The sequence below is a fragment of the Streptomyces sp. NPDC005374 genome (assembly GCF_042872225.1).
Classification (GTDB): domain Bacteria; phylum Actinomycetota; class Actinomycetes; order Streptomycetales; family Streptomycetaceae; genus Streptomyces.
Window position 1 is genome coordinate 12,302 of the sequence record NZ_JBIAKA010000025.1, and the last position, 15,773, is coordinate 28,074.

Genomic DNA, 15,773 nt, shown 5'->3' on the forward strand with positions numbered 1-15,773 from the left:
GAACATACGGGGGCCGTCACGACGGGGGCGGTTCGACATTGCGATTGCGTGAAGGACTGGTGGATCGGTGAGCGTCGTCATCGTCAAGCGCCCGCCGCGGGTATACCCGCCGGAGGTGCCGAGTGAGGAGGTCAAGCTCGAGTCACCTCCCGAACTCCCTCGTACCGAGGACGACAGCCTGCTGATGAACCTGCTGCCCATGCTGGGCATGGGTTCGTCGGCGGCGTTCTTCTTCATGCCCGGGGCCCAGGGCTTCATGAAGATCATGGGCGGGCTCATGATGGTCTCCACGGTCGCGATGCTGGTCGCCCAGATCGTGCGGGCCCGCAAGGGGCCGTCGGGTCAGATGGCCGAGGCCCGTCGCGACTACCTCAAGTACCTGGCGCAGAAGCGGCGCGAGGTGCGGCGCACCGTGCACAAGCAGCGCGACGCCCAGTACTACCTGCACCCGGCGCCGGAGCAGCTGTGGGCGCTGGTCGCCGAGGGGTCGCGGCTGTGGGAACGGCGTTCCACGGACCCGGACTTCGCCCAGGTGCGCATCGGCCTCGGCCCGCAGCAGCTGGCGACTCCGCTGGTCGCTCCCGACACCGCGCCGGTGGACGAGCTGGAGCCGCTCACCGCCCACGCCATGCAGCAGTTCATCGCGAGCTACGGCACGCTCGGTGAACTCCCGCTGGCCATCGGGCTGCGCTCCTTCTACCACGTGACGATCTCCGGGGACGCCGAGACGGTCTACGGCCAGACCCGTTCCGTGGTCGGCCAGTTGGCGTCGCTGCACTCCCCCGACGACGTGCTGATCGCGGTCGTGGCCTCGCCGGGCGCGGCGGTGGACTGGGAGTGGACCAAGTGGCTGCCGCACATGCAGCACAAGGAGTCCGACGGTGCCGGTACCCGGCGTCTGCTCTGCTTCGATCTCGGCGAGCTGGAGGAGATGATCGCCCACCAGCTGGAGGGCCGCCCCCGCTGGACCCGGGACGGCTCGCCGGTCCTGGACCAGCCGCACGTGGTCGTCGTCCTGGACGGCGGCGGTGTACCCGCGGACTCGGTCCTCGCCTCGGCGGAGGGCCTGCAGGGCGTGACCATCGTCGAGGTGGTGCCCGGTGAACTCGGCGAGGACCGCGGCTCGCTGTCGGTGCGGGTGTGGCCCGACAGCATGGAGCTGGAGGCGGGCACGGGTGTCTTCACCGGCACCCCCGACGTCCTGTCGCAGGCGCAGGCGGAGTCGCTGGCCCGCCAGCTGGCGCCGCTGCGGCTGGGTGCCGCCGACGCCGACGAACCGCTGCTCGCGAACCTGGACTTCACCGACCTCATGCAGATCGGTGACGCGGCGGGCGTCGACGTCTCGCGCACCTGGCGGCCGCGCACACTGCACGAACGGCTGCGGGTCCCGATCGGTCTCGGCTCGAGTGGCGAGCCGGTCATGCTGGACCTCAAGGAGGCCTCGCAGGAGGGCATGGGCCCGCACGGCCTGTGCGTCGGCGCCACCGGTTCCGGTAAGTCGGAACTGCTGCGCACCCTCGTGCTCGGCCTCGCGGTCACCCACTCGTCCGAGACGCTCAACTTCGTCCTCGCGGACTTCAAGGGTGGTGCCACCTTCACCGGCATGGGCAACATGCCGCACGTCTCCGCGGTGATCACCAACCTGGCCGACGAGCTCACGCTCGTGGACCGTATGCGTGACTCCATCACGGGTGAACTGAACCGCCGTCAGGAGCTGTTGCGGCAGGCGGGCAACTACCAGAACATCACCGACTACGAGAAGGCGCGCGCCGCCGGCGCCGCCCTGGACCCGCTGCCCTCGCTCGTCCTGATCATCGACGAGTTCAGCGAACTGCTCGCCGCCAAGCCGGACTTCATCGAGATGTTCATCCAGATCGGCCGTATCGGCCGTTCGCTGGGTGTGCACATGCTGCTCGCCTCGCAGCGCCTCGAGGAGGGCAAGCTGCGCGGCCTGGACACCTTCCTGTCGTACCGCATCGGTCTGCGCACCTTCTCGGCGGCCGAGTCCCGTACGGCGATCGGTGTGCCCGACGCCTACCACCTGCCGAACGTGCCCGGCGCGGGCATCCTCAAGTACGACACCGAGACGATGGTGCAGTTCAAGGCCGCGTACGTGTCGGGCACCTACCGGTCGAACGGGCCGACGGCGCAGGGCGGCGGCCGGATCGACCGCTCCCCCGTGCTGTTCACCGCCGCGCCGGTGCCGGTGCGGATCCTCGCCGATCCGGAGCCGGAGACCCGCACCAACCAGGTCGACGACGCGCTCGCCGACACCGTTCTCGACGTCATCGTCAGCCGGCTGGACGGTCAGGGTCCGCCCGCCCACCAGGTGTGGCTGCCGCCGCTGGACGAGCCGTTCAGCCTCGACCAGGTGCTGCCCGTCCTGGGCGTCAGCCCGGAGCGTGGTCTGCACGCCGAGGGCTACCACGCCCAGAGCAAGCTGACCGTGCCGGTCGGCCTGGTCGACAAGCCCTTCGAGCAGCGCCGCGACGTGATGTACGCGGACCTGTCGGGTGCCGCAGGTCACGCGCTGATCGTGGGTGGCCCGCAGTCCGGCAAGTCGACGCTCGTGCGCACGATGATCACGTCGTTCGCGCTCACCCACACCCCGGCCGAAGTGCAGTTCTACGCCCTCGACTTCGGCGGCGGCGGCATGCTCGCGCTGGAGAACCTGGCCCACATGGGCGGCGCGGCCTCCCGGCTGGACCAGGAGAAGGTCCGCCGTACGGTCGCGGAGGTGCACGGGATCCTCAACGCCCGTGAGGAGTTCTTCCGCTCCAAGAGCATCGACTCCATGAACACCTACCGCTCCCGGCGGGCGCAGGGGCACTACCCCGACCAGCAGTGGGGCGACGTCTTCCTCATCATCGACGGCTGGGCGACGTTCAAGAACGACTACGAGATGCTCGACCCGGTGATCGCCGACATCGCGACCCGCGGTCTCGGTTTCGGTGTTCACCTGATCATCACCGCGACCCGGTACACCGAGATGCGCCCGGCGCTGCGCGACCAGATCCTGAGCCGGCTCGAACTGCGGCTCGGTGACGCGATGGAGTCGGAGTTCGACCGCAAGCGGGCCGAGAACGTGCCGATGGGCAAGCCCGGGCGAGGTCTGTCCCCGGACAAGCTGGACTACCTCGCCGCCACCCCCCGGATCGACGGGTCGACCGCGGTGGAGGACCTCGCCGACGGCATGGCGAGCCTCGTGCAGAGCGTCAACAACGCCTGGCAGGGCCCGCAGGCGCCGAAGGTGCGGATGCTGCCGACGATGCTGCACGCGTCCGAACTGCCCGGCGGCGGCGACTTCGGCAACCGCGGCATCGCGGTCGGCGTCGACGAGCTCACCCTCTCGCCGGTGTTCGTGGACTTCGAGACCGACCCGCTGTTCGTCATCTACGGCGAGAGCGAGTCCGGCAAGTCCTCGCTGCTGCGGTTCATCGCCAAGCAGATCTCGGAGCGGTACGCCACCAACAAGGCGCTGTTCGTGGTCTCGGACTTCCGGCGCGCGCTGCTCGGTCAGGTGCCCGAGAGCCACATGTACAAGTACTGCGCCTCGGGGCCGCAGCTCCAGGAGGTCATGGAGTCGCTGGCCGGCTCGATGAGCCGCCGTATGCCGGGTCCGGACGTGACGCCGGACCAGCTGCGCAACCGCAGTTGGTACAACGAGCCCGACGCGTTCATCTTCATCGACGACTACGACCTCGTCGCCACGTCGATGGGCAACCCGATGTCGGTGCTCATGGAGTACCTGCCGTTCGCGCGTGACCTGGGCCTGCGCATCATCCTGGCCCGCACCACCTCCGGTGCCTCGCGTTCGTCCTTCGAGCCGGTCCTCACCCGGATCAAGGAGCTCGGCGCGCAGGGCATCGTGCTGTCCGGCGACCCGTCGGAGGGCCCGGTGTTCAACAACATCAAGGCCACTCCGCAGCCGCAGGGCCGTGGCCAGTTCATCTCGCGCCGGTCGAGCGGCCAGCTCGTCCAGACGGGATATCTGCCGGAGAGCTGAGTAGCGGCTCGGCGAGGGAGGCGGGCCGTGTCTGCGGCCCGCCTCCCTTTGTTCTTGTGAAGAAACGTGTCGAACGGGGAGAGAGATCGTGACGGACTATTTCAAGACCGACACCGCCGAACTCGGGCGGTTCAGAAAGACGTTGGAGGACGCGAAGGCCGAGCTGGACAACGTCCGCAAGTGGATGCAGGACGTGTCCGCGGAGGGCATCGGCACCAAGGAGCTGGACGACGCCTGCGCCGAGTTCCACGAGCACTGGAAGTACGGCTCCGAGCAGATCGCGGAGCTGACCGGGAAGTTCGCGGACAGTGTGGGCCAGAGCAAGGCCAACTACGACGAGGTCGACCACGCCCTCGAAGAGGGCTTCCGCAAGGCGGCGGCACAGGGAGGCGGCAAGTGACCACCTATCCCTCGCTGGGCTTCGACCCGGCACCGGGCAGCGTGTCGGTCGTGTCCGAACTGACGTCACGGCTCCAGAAGTCGGCGCAGACCATCTCCGACGCCCACAAGATGATCGAGAACCTGCGGTCGGGCGGCGACTGGGAGGGCGACGCGGCGGTCGCCTTCCGCGAGCAGCTCGACGGGGCGCTGCCGACGAACCTGAAGAACGCCCACGCCTCCATCACCAGGGCGGCCACCGCGCTGGCCGACTGGCACAAGGCGCTCGACGGCTACCAGCAGCGGGCGCGGGCCCTCGACGGCGACGCGAAGGACGCGAAGGGGAGGATCGACACCGCGGAGGGCCAGGAGAAGACCGCCTCCGCGAACCCCGACCTCAAGCTGGCGGGCAGGACGTTCACGGACGACGCCGAGCTGAGGAACGCGCAGGCGCGGCTGGACCGGGCGACCGAGGAACTCACCAGGGCACGCGAGGCGGTGACCAACGCCAGGACCGCCTACGGCGACGTCGTCAGGAAGGCGCAGGAGCTCCAGGAGGAGCACGGCACCGACGCCCGCGGCAAGGCGCGGGTGCTGCGGGACTCCACCGACAAGCTGGCGCCCGAGGAGCCGAACTGGTTCGAGAAGGCCATGGACTGGGTCGGCGACAACCTCACCGACATCCTCGGCACGATCGCCGCCATCGCGGGCCTCGCGGCGCTCTTCTTCGCCGTGCCGGTCGGCCCCATCCTCCTGCTGGTCGCGGCGGCGGCGAGCGCGGCGACGCTGATCAGCCGGTTGTCGAACCCGGTGGTGCGGGCCTCCCTCAAGGACGGCTTCACCAAGGGGGAGTTCGACGCGGACTTCTGGAGCAACGCGGTGGGCGTGGTCGGCGACACCCTCGGCATGGTGCCGGGCGTCGGTGCCGTCGCACGCGGGGTCAACGGGGCCGCGCGGTCGGCGAGCGCCGGTGCTGAGGTGCTCACCCTGGGCGAGAAGCTGAGCAGCGCGGGCGGTAAGACGTGGCTGGCCGCGCAGCGCATCCACGCGGCCGAGAACCCGCTCACCACCTGGCTGGTGAAGGGCGCAGCCGACCCGTCCGCGGCGGCGAGGATCATCGACGTCTCGGTCTCCGGCGCGGGTGCGCTCACCGGGACGTACGGCGTGGCCAAGAACATGTGGGACGAGATCAAGAACCCCGTCGCGGAGAACGCGGCGACCGGGGCGGACGGTGTCCGGGCCGGCAGTTTCGACGGGGCCGGCCATGGTGCCACCGCCCTGAAGACGCTGAAGATCCTGTTCGGCGCGACACACTGAAGGAGTGGAACTCATGACCGACGACGCGGACGAGTTCGAGTACGCCATCGACGAGTCGGCCATGGAGCGCGGCTGCGACCTGTGGTTCGCGCTCGCGCCCGGCTATGTGGAGGTCCCCTTCCGCGACCTCTTCGCCGATCCGGAGTCTCCCGAGGGCGCGAGGGTGGTCGAGGCGGTCCAGTCGCTCCTCGAACTGGTCCCCCAGGAGCAGCAGGCGGGCTTCCTGGAACAGCTCGCCCAGGCACAGGCCCTGACCTCTCAGATGCGGCGGGAAGGCGTGGTGAGCTTCGCCATCGGCGCCCACGAGGGGGACGACGGCGCCATGCTGGAGTCCGTCGTGATGCTGGCCCGGCGCGAGATCCCCTGGGCCCCGCCCAAGCTGGCGGCGGCGCAGGCGGCGACCGCGCGGAAGAACGCGCTGCCGGTCGCCGTGGTGGATCTGCCCTGCGGGCCCGGCGCGTTCACCGAGGCGTTGGTGGAGTTGCCTGCGGAGGCCGACCCCCGGCAGCGTTCCCTGTACGAGGCGACCGCGTACCTGCCTTTCCCGGACGGGCGGAACCTCGCGGTCCTCACGTTGACGACCACGGCCGTCGACGCTCGCGAGAACTACCGTGACATCCACCGCGCCATGGCGGAGATGGTGAGCTTCGACAACCCGCTCCCCGAGGAGTTCAAGGCCCGGATCCCCCAGTCCGAGGTCGAGGCGTCCGTGCGCGCGGTCTTCGGCTGACCCTGATGGAGTCAAACGCAGTGGACGTTCCCCTGACCAAGACGGCGTACGAGGACCCGGCCACCCGGCGGGCCTGGCGCCGCACGGCCGCGTTCCGGCTCAGTGCCTTCGTGCTCTCGCTCGGGTCCTTCGTGGCCTGGCTGTACGCGGTGCTGCTGACACCGGTGTGGACGCTCTGGGTCCTCTTCCCGGCCCTGTTCGTGCTGATCTACCTGGCCATGCTGAGCACCGCGAGGGTCCTGGGCATCCGGTCGCTGCGCCGGGTCCTGAAGGTCTACCCCTGGCAGTCGGTACCCGGAGCCGCGTCGATCGCGAAGAACGGCACCACCCGCTTCTCCTTCACGGACCCCGAACGCCCGGACAAGACCGTCTCCCTCGGCTACGGCAGCTTCCTGGGCAGCGGTTACACCTTCTGGGTCCGGAAGGTGAAGGCCGGCGACGTCGACCAGGTCTGGTTCGCGGGCGACCCCCGCTTCCTGGGCGTGGTCGCCGTACCGGGCCCGCGACGGCTGTTCGGGGTCGCCCAGCGTACGGCGGTGGACGACCGGATGTCGGCCCGCAAGCGCGGTGTCAGCGACGAGGCGCGCGAGCGGGCCAGGGCGGCGGGGGCGCGGGTCGGGTGAGGGGCTGAGCGGTCTCGGACACGACGGTGGCGGCACCCTCCCCGGGTGCCGCCACCGTCGTATGCGCGCCGTCTGTCAGAGCCGTGTGTCCAGGAGCTTGCGCAAGGGCGGCGAGAGCTCGTGCACGGGAGCTCCGGCGGCCTGGGACCTGATCAGCTCGTCGAGGTAACGCAGGGCCTCGCCCGACAGTTCCCTCTGGCGCCTGCCGAGACGGTGTCCGGCCAGCCAGGTCCAGATACCGAGGGCGATGAGCAGTACCGAGGCGTACGCCGCGGGCAGGTCCTTGACCACCGCGTAGCCCACGCCGACGGCTCCGGCGACGACGAGGATCCAGCCCGCCTCGTCGTGCCAGCCGCCGTGGTCGGCGATCCGCTCATACTCCTCGACCTCGGGCGGCTTGGGCGGCGGGGCCACAGGGGTGGCTCCGCCGCTGGTGGACGGTCCGCCGACGGGGGTGGCGTACGACGGCAGCGGGGCCACGTCCAGTGCCGCGCCGCCCCGGCCGGTCAGCCAGGCGGGCACGTAGGTCACGGGCGCACCGTGCGCCAGCGCCGCCGCGAGGACGTGCCGGTATCCCTCCAGGAAGGGGTGGCGGAGCTTGCGCCTGCCCTGGAGGTTGACCTGGACGAAGGCGGCGAGCGCCAGTACCAGCAGGGCCGCCGGGGGTGCTGCCGCCACCGCCATGTTGTCCGGCTTGCCGGCCGCGACCCATACCAGCCAGACGATGCCGACTGCGATGGCCAGGGATCCGGCCCAGACCAGTCCCCCGCGCCCGAGCCGTCGTAGGGCGGCCTCGTGTTCCGCGAGGGTCTTTCTGACCGATCCGTCGTCGAAGTAGTCGTAGCCGTAGGTGTTGCCGACCTGCCGTACCGCGTCGGCGAGACGCGGGTCCGCGGACAGCGCGTGCGCGCCGATCGGCAGGAGATCACTGGGGTTGTTGTCCATGATGCGGCCGCCTCCTCAGGTCGGCCTCTATCCGAAGGCGGAGTCGACCGGGCCCCGCACGACACGTGTGCAGGGAGCGATCACCTCCACGACGAGCCGTTGGCGGCCGGAGATCAGCGTGACGTTGACACGGTGCCCGGAGTCACCGTCCGCGGCCAGGGACACGCTCTGGCCCGGTGTCCCCGACACCTTGAGCCAGCCCTCCCCCCGGAAGGTCTCTTCGAGCCGCCCGAGGGCGACGGTCAGCTCCGCTTCCTCGACCCCGTCGATCTGCCAGTGATGGCGTGCCGTGCACACCGATCTGAGGCCCCTGGACCAGCAGTCGACGCAGGTGACCGCGGACACCGCGTTGCCCTCGTCCATCCGACCGCGCACGCCGAGGGCGTCCAGGATCCGGCTGGAGTGGGCGTAGAGCTCCTGGACCACGGCCTGGTCGGGCGTCACGTCCGGGACCGGCTGGGCCTGGGAGAGGGCGGCGGCCATCTCGGCCTCCTCCTCGGTGGCCCAGTCCAGCGTCCGGACGATCGTCGCGAACAGTTCGGAGTAGAGGTCCCAGTCCTCCATGGAGGGCGTGGAGAGCTCGAACACCAGCATGTCGGCGTCGTTGGGCAGGGGGATGTAGACCTGGATCTGGCCGCGGGGCACTTCCAGAGGTTCCCCGGTCGGGGACGCGTCGGCGGTGATCACGAACGGTGCGCCGCCGATCCTCACGACGGCCTGGCTGTCCCCCCTGCCCGAGGGCAGGGTGCTGATCTGGACGTCGTCGTCGGGATAGGCCCGGCGAAGCGTGGAGTAGGCCTCCGACAGCGCCTCGCCTGACGTGATCTTCTCCAGCGACATGCGGTAGACGGCGACGGTGGCGGTGCTCCGGCGCCCGTCCATGTCCATGAGGCAGAAGCCGGCGTACTCGGCGCCGGCCTCCGCCAGTTGAGCGGTGATCTGGAGGTAGAGGGCGAACATCGTGATCTGATCGTCCTCGCTGCCCTCCGCGAGGATCGTCGTGACCAGTTCGCCGAGCCGGTCGCCGGCCTCGTCGACGTTCTCCGCGTCCACGGGAAGCTCGTGGAAGAACGGCGGCATGATCCAGCCGACGTGGAGGTCGCCGCGCCGGCTCTCGGGGTCTGCCATGACGGTGGTGACTTCGGTCATGGTGCTCAGGCCGCCAGGGTCTGGAGGAACTTGTCACCCGTGGCGGGGTACGGCATCGTCCGGACCGGAGAGGGCTGGCTCGGGTTCGCCGGGGTCGGGTGGGTCGACACCGCGGGCTGGCTGCCACCGTCGTCGCCGCCGAAGATGAGCTTTCCGGTGCCGAAGAGGGCGCTGCCCGCCTTCGTGGGAAGCGAGATCTTCCAGACCTCCGACTCGGGCAGGGCCTTGCCGAGGCGGCCCAGGATCTGCTTGTTGATCTGGGTCGACATGACACCGTTCTTGATGCCCTGCATCAGGCCCTTGCCGCCCTGGGTGAGACCGGCGGCGAGCTTGGCGCCCTTGGCTCCCGCCTTGATGCCGGTGAACAGGCCCTTGGCCGCCCCCATGCCGGGAAGCATGCCGAACGCGTCCATGCCGACCTTGAAGGGCGATGCCCCGCCCATCCAGTGACCGGCCATGGCGGCGCCGGAGAAGGCGATGGCGCCCGCGCCCAGGATCGCGGAGGCGACCTGGCCGCCGACCGGGATGACGTTGACGACGATCGCGGCCGCGGCCAGCGCGCTGGAGATGGTGGAGAACAGGTCCGCGTTGTCGATCAGGAAGTTCTTGAAGCCGTCCCAGGCGCCCTTCAGACCATCGGTGATCTTGTCCCAGATGCTGATGTCCGGCGGCCGGTTCTTCGCGGCCTCGCGGATGGCCTTCTCCGCCTTCGCGGCCTGTTCCTCCCAGTACCTGCGCAGCGCCTCGCCGTCCTGGATGAGGATCTTGAGGTCGGACGCGGCGTCCTGGGCGGCCTTGGAAGCCGAGTCCGCCTCCTCCGACAGGGCCTTCGCCTGCTGCTCGGTGAGCTGCTGGAACTGCGCTCCCTCGATCTTGACGTTGACCCGGTCGACGTCGCCGTTCTTCTGGTCGAGCCGCTTGCGCGCCTCGACCGCGCGTTCCTCGAGGTTCTTGGCCTGGCGCTGCATGGTCTCGAGTTCGTCGTGCCAGCCGCGCAGTGCCCTGGAGCAGGCGGCCATCGACTCGTGGCCCTGCTGAAGGTACTTGGGCAGTTCGCCGACCTTCTCCTGGAACTTCTTGGCGGCCTCGCCGTCCCAGATCCCGTCGGTCCTGCCGATGCCCACCAGCATCTCGCGCATCTCGTCGAGTTCGTCCCCGACCGTCTTCACGTCGTACGCCAGCGACTCGATCGTGTGCAGGTCACCCTTGGCCGGGTTGAACGTCAGTCCGGGCCAGCTGGGATCGTCGAACATCCCCATCGTCTTCTCCCCGTTGTGTGCGTGTGCGAGTTGTCGGACCGGCGGTGGCCGGGACGTGGCCGGGACTACTTCTGGCTGAAGCCCTTCTGCAGCTCCCGGTCGGTCGACTCGTACGACTCGAGCGTCTTCTGGAGCCCCTCGTGCAGTTGCTTGGCGCCGTCGGCGATCCGCTTGATGCCGTCGCCCCAGTCGTCCTGGAAGCCGTCGCAGGCGTTGTCGAGACCGTCCGTGCCGAGTCCCTTGGGGCCCACCTTGTTGAGCCGCTGCTGGGCACCGCGCATGCGGTCGTCCACCTGGTCCAGCCGGTTGATCAGGGTCTTCATGCGATCGACATCGATCTGGAAGTCCGCCATCCCCGTGTCTCCCCGTCGTCGTGATCCAGTCACCGGCGCACAGATTATCGGAGGGTCAACCGCCGGGGTACCTGAGGATGTTCGCGGTCGCCAACATGTGAGGACGGCGCCGCGGACAGTGCCTCAGACGCCGTCCCACACGTGCAGCACCGACTGCGCGTACGCCAGCCGGAGGTCCAGCCGCGTCGCCGCGATGTGGAAGATGCCGCCGCCCCGATAGTCGACGACGACCTCGGAATCACCCGAGGCGTGCCACAGCGCGCGGCTCGGAAGGCCGAGGTCCCAGGCCGACTCCTTCTTCGCCTCTTCCTTGTCGCCGAACAGCAGCGGCACCAGACCCTGGAGCGCCCCGAGCACCCAGATGACGAGGTAGACCGGGGAGAACACGGTGAACAGCGCCCACCCGGCCGGGGTTCCGCGCTTCGCGGTGAGAGGCTCGCCGCCGGTCACCGCCTGCACGGTCCAGCGCGGGCGGCGCGGCCATGGCAGCGCCCGTCCGTCCTGGCGTGTGATCCGGCCGATCGGTGCGCCGTCCCCCGCGTACACCTCGTACACACCCGGGCCGCTGGGCCGGACCGAGCAGAGCAGCTGGGCGTTCAGGTCGCTCACGGTGAACGGCGGCCGCGACTGACGCCCACCGTCCGGGCCGTCCTGAGGCACATGGACGTGGGCGAGCGGGTTTCCTTTCGTCTCCTCGCCCGCCGAACGCACGGTGAGAGTCTGTTCCCCCGCCTTGGTCCGGGCGTACGCACGCAGCCGCTTGCTGTCGATCTCGATCCTGATCTCGGACGCGGAGCCGGCAGGCGACGCAGGGGCGGCGGCCTGGCCGTACTGTCCCGGGGCCTGCGGTGGCCCCGGCTGCCGCCCCTGCGAGGACCGTTCCTGGCTGCTGTGGTTCATGGCCGCCCAACTGTCGATGCCGTTGACGATGACGAGCGCCAGAATCTCAAAGGTCGGTCGGCCGTGTCGCGGGGTGGACGGTGTCGGGCGGTTCGACGACGACTCGTCCACAGGGTGTTCACGGGAACTCCCCCGAAGAATCGCTCTGTGGAGGCCACCACGACGCCGGGCGTCCGGCACACGGCCCACGCCTCCGCGGTCTTCGGCTCCCGGTCGCTACAACGACGTCCGCCCGCCCCGCGCCTGCCACAGATCCCGCAGCAGGGCGATCTCCGCCATGTGATGGATGAGTTCGAGGTTGGACCCCCACAGCACGGAGATATACGGCTCGTCGGGGGCGGAGCCGTACGGGTACTGGGAGAAGCCGACGGTGTCGAGCTGTTCCTCGGTCACCCGGCCGACGGCGTCGCGCCAGCGGTCGAGCAGGGACCAGAAGCGCGCCTGGGCCACCGCGGCGGAGGGGGTGAAGTCGACCATCTGCTTCGGGTCCTGGCGGCGTTCGCCGAAGGTCCACTCCCACTCGCCCGCGAAGCAGGAGTGCAGATGCCCGAGCCGCCACGCGATGGTCGTGACCGGCGTGATGTCGGGTTCCACCGGGCCGGTGTGGGCGAGGACCTCCTCGACCCGCTCGACGCTCACGCTCCAGTCCTCGGCGATCTTCGGGACGCTCATGCCGTCGGCGGCCTGCCGGGCGACCTCGGCGTACTCGCCCGCCGGGATGTCCGGGGCGCCCTGGTCGAGCAGCCATTCGCCGGGACCGTAGGCCCTGGGTGTCACCGCCTCGCTCCGGCGCCGGATCGACCAGCAGCCAGGCACCGGTTCCCAGAGGTACTCCTCGTCGCCGAGCCCCTCCAGCCGTACCTGCGCCCGCTCCCTGACGCAGTCGAACTGGTCCAGCAGCACGCCCAGTCGGTCGGTCCGTACGCGTCCCGTCTCCATGCCCGGCTCCCCTCTCGGTCCCGTCCGGGCGGAGGCTAACCGGCCCTCCGCGGCGGGTGCGACGGATTTCCGTGCCTCCAGGTTCCGTTGGGAAAGGTCTGCGCCAACTGGGCCTCAGATCAAGTCATGTGACGGTGGTTCAACTTGTGTCCACGATTCGATCAAAGTTACGTTTCCTCGAGAAACTTTCGAACGGGGGGCCTTGTGGGTGTAGTCCTGCCGAGCGAGCTGGATGCGGCCCTGGACCTGATAGGCATCAGCTGGCCCAACGTCGACGAGGACGACTACCGCGACATGGCCCAGGCCATGCGGGAGTTCGCCGACGACATAGACGACGGCGCCGCCGACGCGCACCAGGCGATCACCGATCTGATCGGTGGCAACGAGGGTCTCGCGATCCAGGCGCTGGAGAAGCACTGGGACCTCGTCAAGGGCAAGCATCTGACCAACCTCGCCGAGGGCGGCCGGGTGGCGGCGACCGCCCTGGACGCGGTCGCCGTGCTGATCGAGGGCGCGAAGCTCGCCGCGATCGTCCAACTCGGCATCCTGGCGGCGGAGATCGCGGCCGCCATCGCCGCCGCCCCGCTCACTTTCGGCCTGTCGACGCTCGGCGGTATCGCCGGCACCCAGGTCACCCGGGTCGCCGTGAAGAAGATCTTCGAGGAGGTGTGCGAGGAGATCGCCGGGCGGATCATGGAGGTCGCGATGGGCCCGGTCTTCCAGGCGATCGGCGCGATGGCGGGCGACCTGGTCGTGCAGATCGGCGGCAACGCCCTCGGCACACAGAACGGCGTTGACCTCGGTCAGACCGCGAAAGCCGGTGAGAAGGGCCTGGGCGACGGCGTCGACACCCTCAAGTCGGGCGGCATGCAACTGGCGAGCGCCGGCGGCAGCGCGGGCGCGTCGATGCAACTGGCCGGTGCCGACGGCGGATCCAGCGGCTCGGGCAGCGGCGGTGGCGGCGGCGGTCAGTTCAGCATGGACCCCGACTCCTACGACCGCGCCGGCAGCGGACTCAAGAGCGCGGGCGGCAAGATCCGGGACGGGGCGGGCACCAAGCTGTCGCGTGCGAAGTCCTCGCACGGCCGCGCCCGCGGCAAGGACCCGCTCACCGCGGCGCTCGACCCCATGGTGGACGAGGTCATGGAGGGCATAGGCCGGGGCGTCAAGCGCTCCGCCGCCCACCTCGACGAGAGCATGACCGGCGGCCTGAAGCAGATGGCCAAGCGGCACAAGGACAACGACGACGGCATCGCGACCGAAATCCAGGGCCTCACCAAGTCGCCCAGCCGTGACATCCCCGTCTACCACCTCGACGACAAGGGCAAGGTCACCCGGATCACCCCGGAGGGCCACCACTCCCTCACCGACGACGACCGCACCCGCCTCACCTCGCTGAACCTCCAGGGCGACACCGTCCCCGAGCGGAAGGCGGGCAACTACCCGCTGCCGCCCAAGGACAGGCGGGAGAGCAAACCCTCGCAGCAGGTAGCCTTCGGTAGCACTGATCTCTCGCAGGCCACGAAGACGGCCCGGCAGGCCAACAAGGACTACGGGAGAAAGTCGAAGAAGGGCTTCTCCAGCCGGAACTACGCCGCGGGCCGTTACGGAAAGCAGGGTGGCGATGACGAGTTCATCATCGTCGGGCGCAGCAAATGGCCCGCATCGCATTCGGAGCGCCAGGTGGGCATACCGTTCCTCAACGCCGGGACCAAGGACGGGCTCACCGAGCTCTACACCGAACGCGAACCCTGCTCGACCGGAAAGGGCGCCCAGAACTGCAGCGCCTGGATGTCGGAGTACCTCCCGAAGGACGTACGCGTCTCCCATACCGTCGAATACGGCGACACACCGGATTCGAAGCAGAGGGGCAATGACGCGATGGAGAAGTACCTGACCGGCATGAACCCGAAGAAGAGGTAGCAACAGCACATGCCCCCGCTCGTCGACCACGCGATGATGGAGTCGGTCTTCCCCGCCGAGGAGATCGAGAGGTGGGAGGAGGAGAAACTCCCCGCCGGACTTCACGCCTCGGCCCGCACGGTCCTGACCGAGGTCGGACTTCCGCACGACCGCAGCTCCTTCTTCCTCCTGGACGGCGCGCTCTTCGAGGGCGAGGACACCCCGGGCCGTTTCCGCCGCTGCGCGGAAATCGCCCGCTTCTCCGACTACGAGGACATGCCCAAGGGCTGGGAGAACTGGCTGGTCATCGGTGAGATCTTCTACGACGTCGTCGTCCTGGATCCCGAGTCCGGAAGGGTGTATTGCCTGCCGGACGGCGAGTACCGGGCACTCCCGCTCAACCGCGACCTCGACTCCTTCGTCTACTTCACCTATCTGCTTCAGGTCGAGCGCCCGAAGTACGACTTCTCGGTGTCCGAGGACGTCGACGATTCCGAGGCAGTGGCGATCTCTCTGCGGGAACGGATGATCCAGGCCGATCCGCTTCCTTTCGAGGGTGTGGAACCCGCCTGGTCGGAGGAGGTCGACCGGGATGACGAAGACGCTCCTCGACTGCCCCCGTGGGACGATGTGCTGTCGAACGTGTACGAGTCCATCGACTAGGCGGAACCATCCATGACAGCCTTCGCAGGCGATGTCCGGCGTTTCGATCCGTTCGGTCCGTTCGATCCGTTCGATCCGGGGGAGTTCACGACGTTTTCCGCGGCGGCGGTGGCGGCGGCGGACATCCGGCACCGGCCGAGCGCGGACTTTCTTCGCGATGTCGGCATTCCGGGCCGCCCGAATCCCTGGTTCGACCTCGTGGACGGATCTCCGGAGCAGGCCAGGACGCTCGGCGACGCCTACGACGACCTCCGCGAGCGCTGGACCGACCTGCCCGAAGGGGCCGAGGGCTGGCTCCTTCTCGGCATGGTGCCCCATGACGACATCGCCCTGGACGGGGTCACCGGAGTCGTGTACTGCCTGCCTGGCGACGAGTCCAGGACCTATCCGCTGAACAAGGACCTCCCCTCCTTCGCCCACTTTCTCCGCCTGCTGGAGAAGGAGCGTCCGAACTACGACTTCGAGTCGGAACTCGAGGACATCGATCCGAAGAGTGCCGCGACCCGTCTCAACGAGCAGATGCGTGAAATCGACCCGGCCGCTCTTGAGGTCAGCAATTCCCGCTGGCACGACATCCTTGAGTATGTCGCCGAACCCGAGGCGAGGTAA

General features: G+C 69.1%; 14 protein-coding genes. 8 read left to right on the forward strand and 6 right to left on the reverse strand.

Translation table 11 applies throughout. The features are described from left to right. The first annotated feature begins 67 nt into the window (after positions 1-67). The 5 genes from eccCa (at position 68) to ACFYRX_RS42375 (ending at position 7,054) form a co-directional block, all read left to right on the forward strand. A complete protein-coding gene (eccCa, locus tag ACFYRX_RS42355; RefSeq protein ID WP_389112183.1) occupies positions 68-4,006 on the forward strand; it encodes a type VII secretion protein EccCa in 3,939 nt (1,312 codons plus the stop codon). 88 nt (positions 4,007-4,094) lie between these two features. Continuing rightward, positions 4,095-4,406, forward strand: a complete 312-nt coding sequence (locus ACFYRX_RS42360; RefSeq protein ID WP_356593824.1) for a hypothetical protein — start codon at positions 4,095-4,097, stop codon at positions 4,404-4,406. Further along, positions 4,403-5,701, forward strand: a complete 1,299-nt coding sequence (locus tag ACFYRX_RS42365) for a hypothetical protein (RefSeq protein ID WP_389112185.1) — start codon at positions 4,403-4,405, stop codon at positions 5,699-5,701. The genes ACFYRX_RS42360 and ACFYRX_RS42365 overlap by 4 nt, the downstream gene beginning before the upstream one ends. A gap of 13 nt (positions 5,702-5,714) precedes the next feature. Then, the gene (locus ACFYRX_RS42370) at positions 5,715-6,431 is read left to right on the forward strand and encodes a hypothetical protein (protein ID WP_389112186.1); all 717 of its coding nucleotides are present in this window, start codon (positions 5,715-5,717) and stop codon (positions 6,429-6,431) included. 20 nt (positions 6,432-6,451) lie between these two features. Continuing rightward, a complete protein-coding gene (locus tag ACFYRX_RS42375) occupies positions 6,452-7,054 on the forward strand; it encodes a hypothetical protein (protein ID WP_389112188.1) in 603 nt (200 codons plus the stop codon). A gap of 75 nt (positions 7,055-7,129) precedes the next feature. On the opposite strand, the gene ACFYRX_RS42380 is transcribed toward ACFYRX_RS42375, so the two are convergent. The 6 genes from ACFYRX_RS42380 to ACFYRX_RS42405 all read right to left on the reverse strand — a co-directional run bounded on the left by ACFYRX_RS42380 (position 7,130) and on the right by ACFYRX_RS42405 (position 12,599). Then, positions 7,130-7,999 carry a hypothetical protein gene (locus tag ACFYRX_RS42380; protein WP_389112190.1) on the reverse strand — a complete coding sequence of 290 codons (870 nt, stop codon included), beginning with the start codon at positions 7,997-7,999 and terminating at the stop codon, positions 7,130-7,132. A gap of 27 nt (positions 8,000-8,026) precedes the next feature. Further along, positions 8,027-9,148 carry a hypothetical protein gene (locus ACFYRX_RS42385; protein WP_389112191.1) on the reverse strand — a complete coding sequence of 374 codons (1,122 nt, stop codon included), beginning with the start codon at positions 9,146-9,148 and terminating at the stop codon, positions 8,027-8,029. 5 nt (positions 9,149-9,153) lie between these two features. After that, positions 9,154-10,407: a putative T7SS-secreted protein gene (locus ACFYRX_RS42390; protein WP_389112193.1), complete on the reverse strand. Its 1,254-nt coding sequence runs from the start codon at positions 10,405-10,407 to the stop codon at positions 9,154-9,156. A gap of 65 nt (positions 10,408-10,472) precedes the next feature. Further along, the gene (locus ACFYRX_RS42395) at positions 10,473-10,760 is read right to left on the reverse strand and encodes a WXG100 family type VII secretion target (RefSeq protein WP_389112194.1); all 288 of its coding nucleotides are present in this window, start codon (positions 10,758-10,760) and stop codon (positions 10,473-10,475) included. 123 nt (positions 10,761-10,883) lie between these two features. Next, positions 10,884-11,660, reverse strand: coding sequence for a hypothetical protein (locus tag ACFYRX_RS42400; RefSeq protein ID WP_389112196.1), 777 nt, complete (start codon positions 11,658-11,660; stop codon positions 10,884-10,886). Between the two features lie 216 nt (positions 11,661-11,876). Next, entirely contained in the window at positions 11,877-12,599 is a 723-nt protein-coding gene (locus tag ACFYRX_RS42405; protein ID WP_389112198.1) for a DinB family protein, read from the reverse strand. Between the two features lie 204 nt (positions 12,600-12,803). On the opposite strand from ACFYRX_RS42405, the gene ACFYRX_RS42410 reads away from it, so the two are divergent. Genes ACFYRX_RS42410 through ACFYRX_RS42420 form a run of 3 tightly spaced genes read left to right on the forward strand, consistent with a single transcriptional unit; the run spans position 12,804 to position 15,773 of the window. Beyond that, entirely contained in the window at positions 12,804-14,522 is a 1,719-nt protein-coding gene (locus ACFYRX_RS42410; RefSeq protein ID WP_389112199.1) for a nucleic acid/nucleotide deaminase domain-containing protein, read from the forward strand. Between the two features lie 9 nt (positions 14,523-14,531). Continuing rightward, positions 14,532-15,164, forward strand: coding sequence for an SUKH-4 family immunity protein (locus ACFYRX_RS42415; RefSeq protein ID WP_389112201.1), 633 nt, complete (start codon positions 14,532-14,534; stop codon positions 15,162-15,164). Positions 15,165-15,176: 12 nt separating this feature from the next. Then, positions 15,177-15,773, forward strand: a complete 597-nt coding sequence (locus ACFYRX_RS42420) for an SUKH-4 family immunity protein (protein ID WP_389112202.1) — start codon at positions 15,177-15,179, stop codon at positions 15,771-15,773.

Bases quoted from the DNA above. Each gene is read 5' to 3' on its own strand.
- ACFYRX_RS42415 (WP_389112201.1), top strand. From the start codon at position 14,532: ATGCCCCCGCTCGTCGACCACGCGATGATGGAGTCGGTCTTCCCCGCC.
- ACFYRX_RS42420 (WP_389112202.1), top strand. From the start codon at position 15,177: ATGACAGCCTTCGCAGGCGATGTCCGGCGTTTCGATCCGTTCGGTCCG.
- ACFYRX_RS42370 (WP_389112186.1), top strand. From the start codon at position 5,715: ATGACCGACGACGCGGACGAGTTCGAGTACGCCATCGACGAGTCGGCC.
- ACFYRX_RS42395 (WP_389112194.1), bottom strand. From the start codon at position 10,760: ATGGCGGACTTCCAGATCGATGTCGATCGCATGAAGACCCTGATCAAC.
- ACFYRX_RS42390 (WP_389112193.1), bottom strand. From the start codon at position 10,407: ATGGGGATGTTCGACGATCCCAGCTGGCCCGGACTGACGTTCAACCCG.
- ACFYRX_RS42400 (WP_389112196.1), bottom strand. From the start codon at position 11,660: ATGAACCACAGCAGCCAGGAACGGTCCTCGCAGGGGCGGCAGCCGGGG.
- ACFYRX_RS42380 (WP_389112190.1), bottom strand. From the start codon at position 7,999: ATGGACAACAACCCCAGTGATCTCCTGCCGATCGGCGCGCACGCGCTG.
- ACFYRX_RS42405 (WP_389112198.1), bottom strand. From the start codon at position 12,599: ATGGAGACGGGACGCGTACGGACCGACCGACTGGGCGTGCTGCTGGAC.
- ACFYRX_RS42385 (WP_389112191.1), bottom strand. From the start codon at position 9,148: ATGACCGAAGTCACCACCGTCATGGCAGACCCCGAGAGCCGGCGCGGC.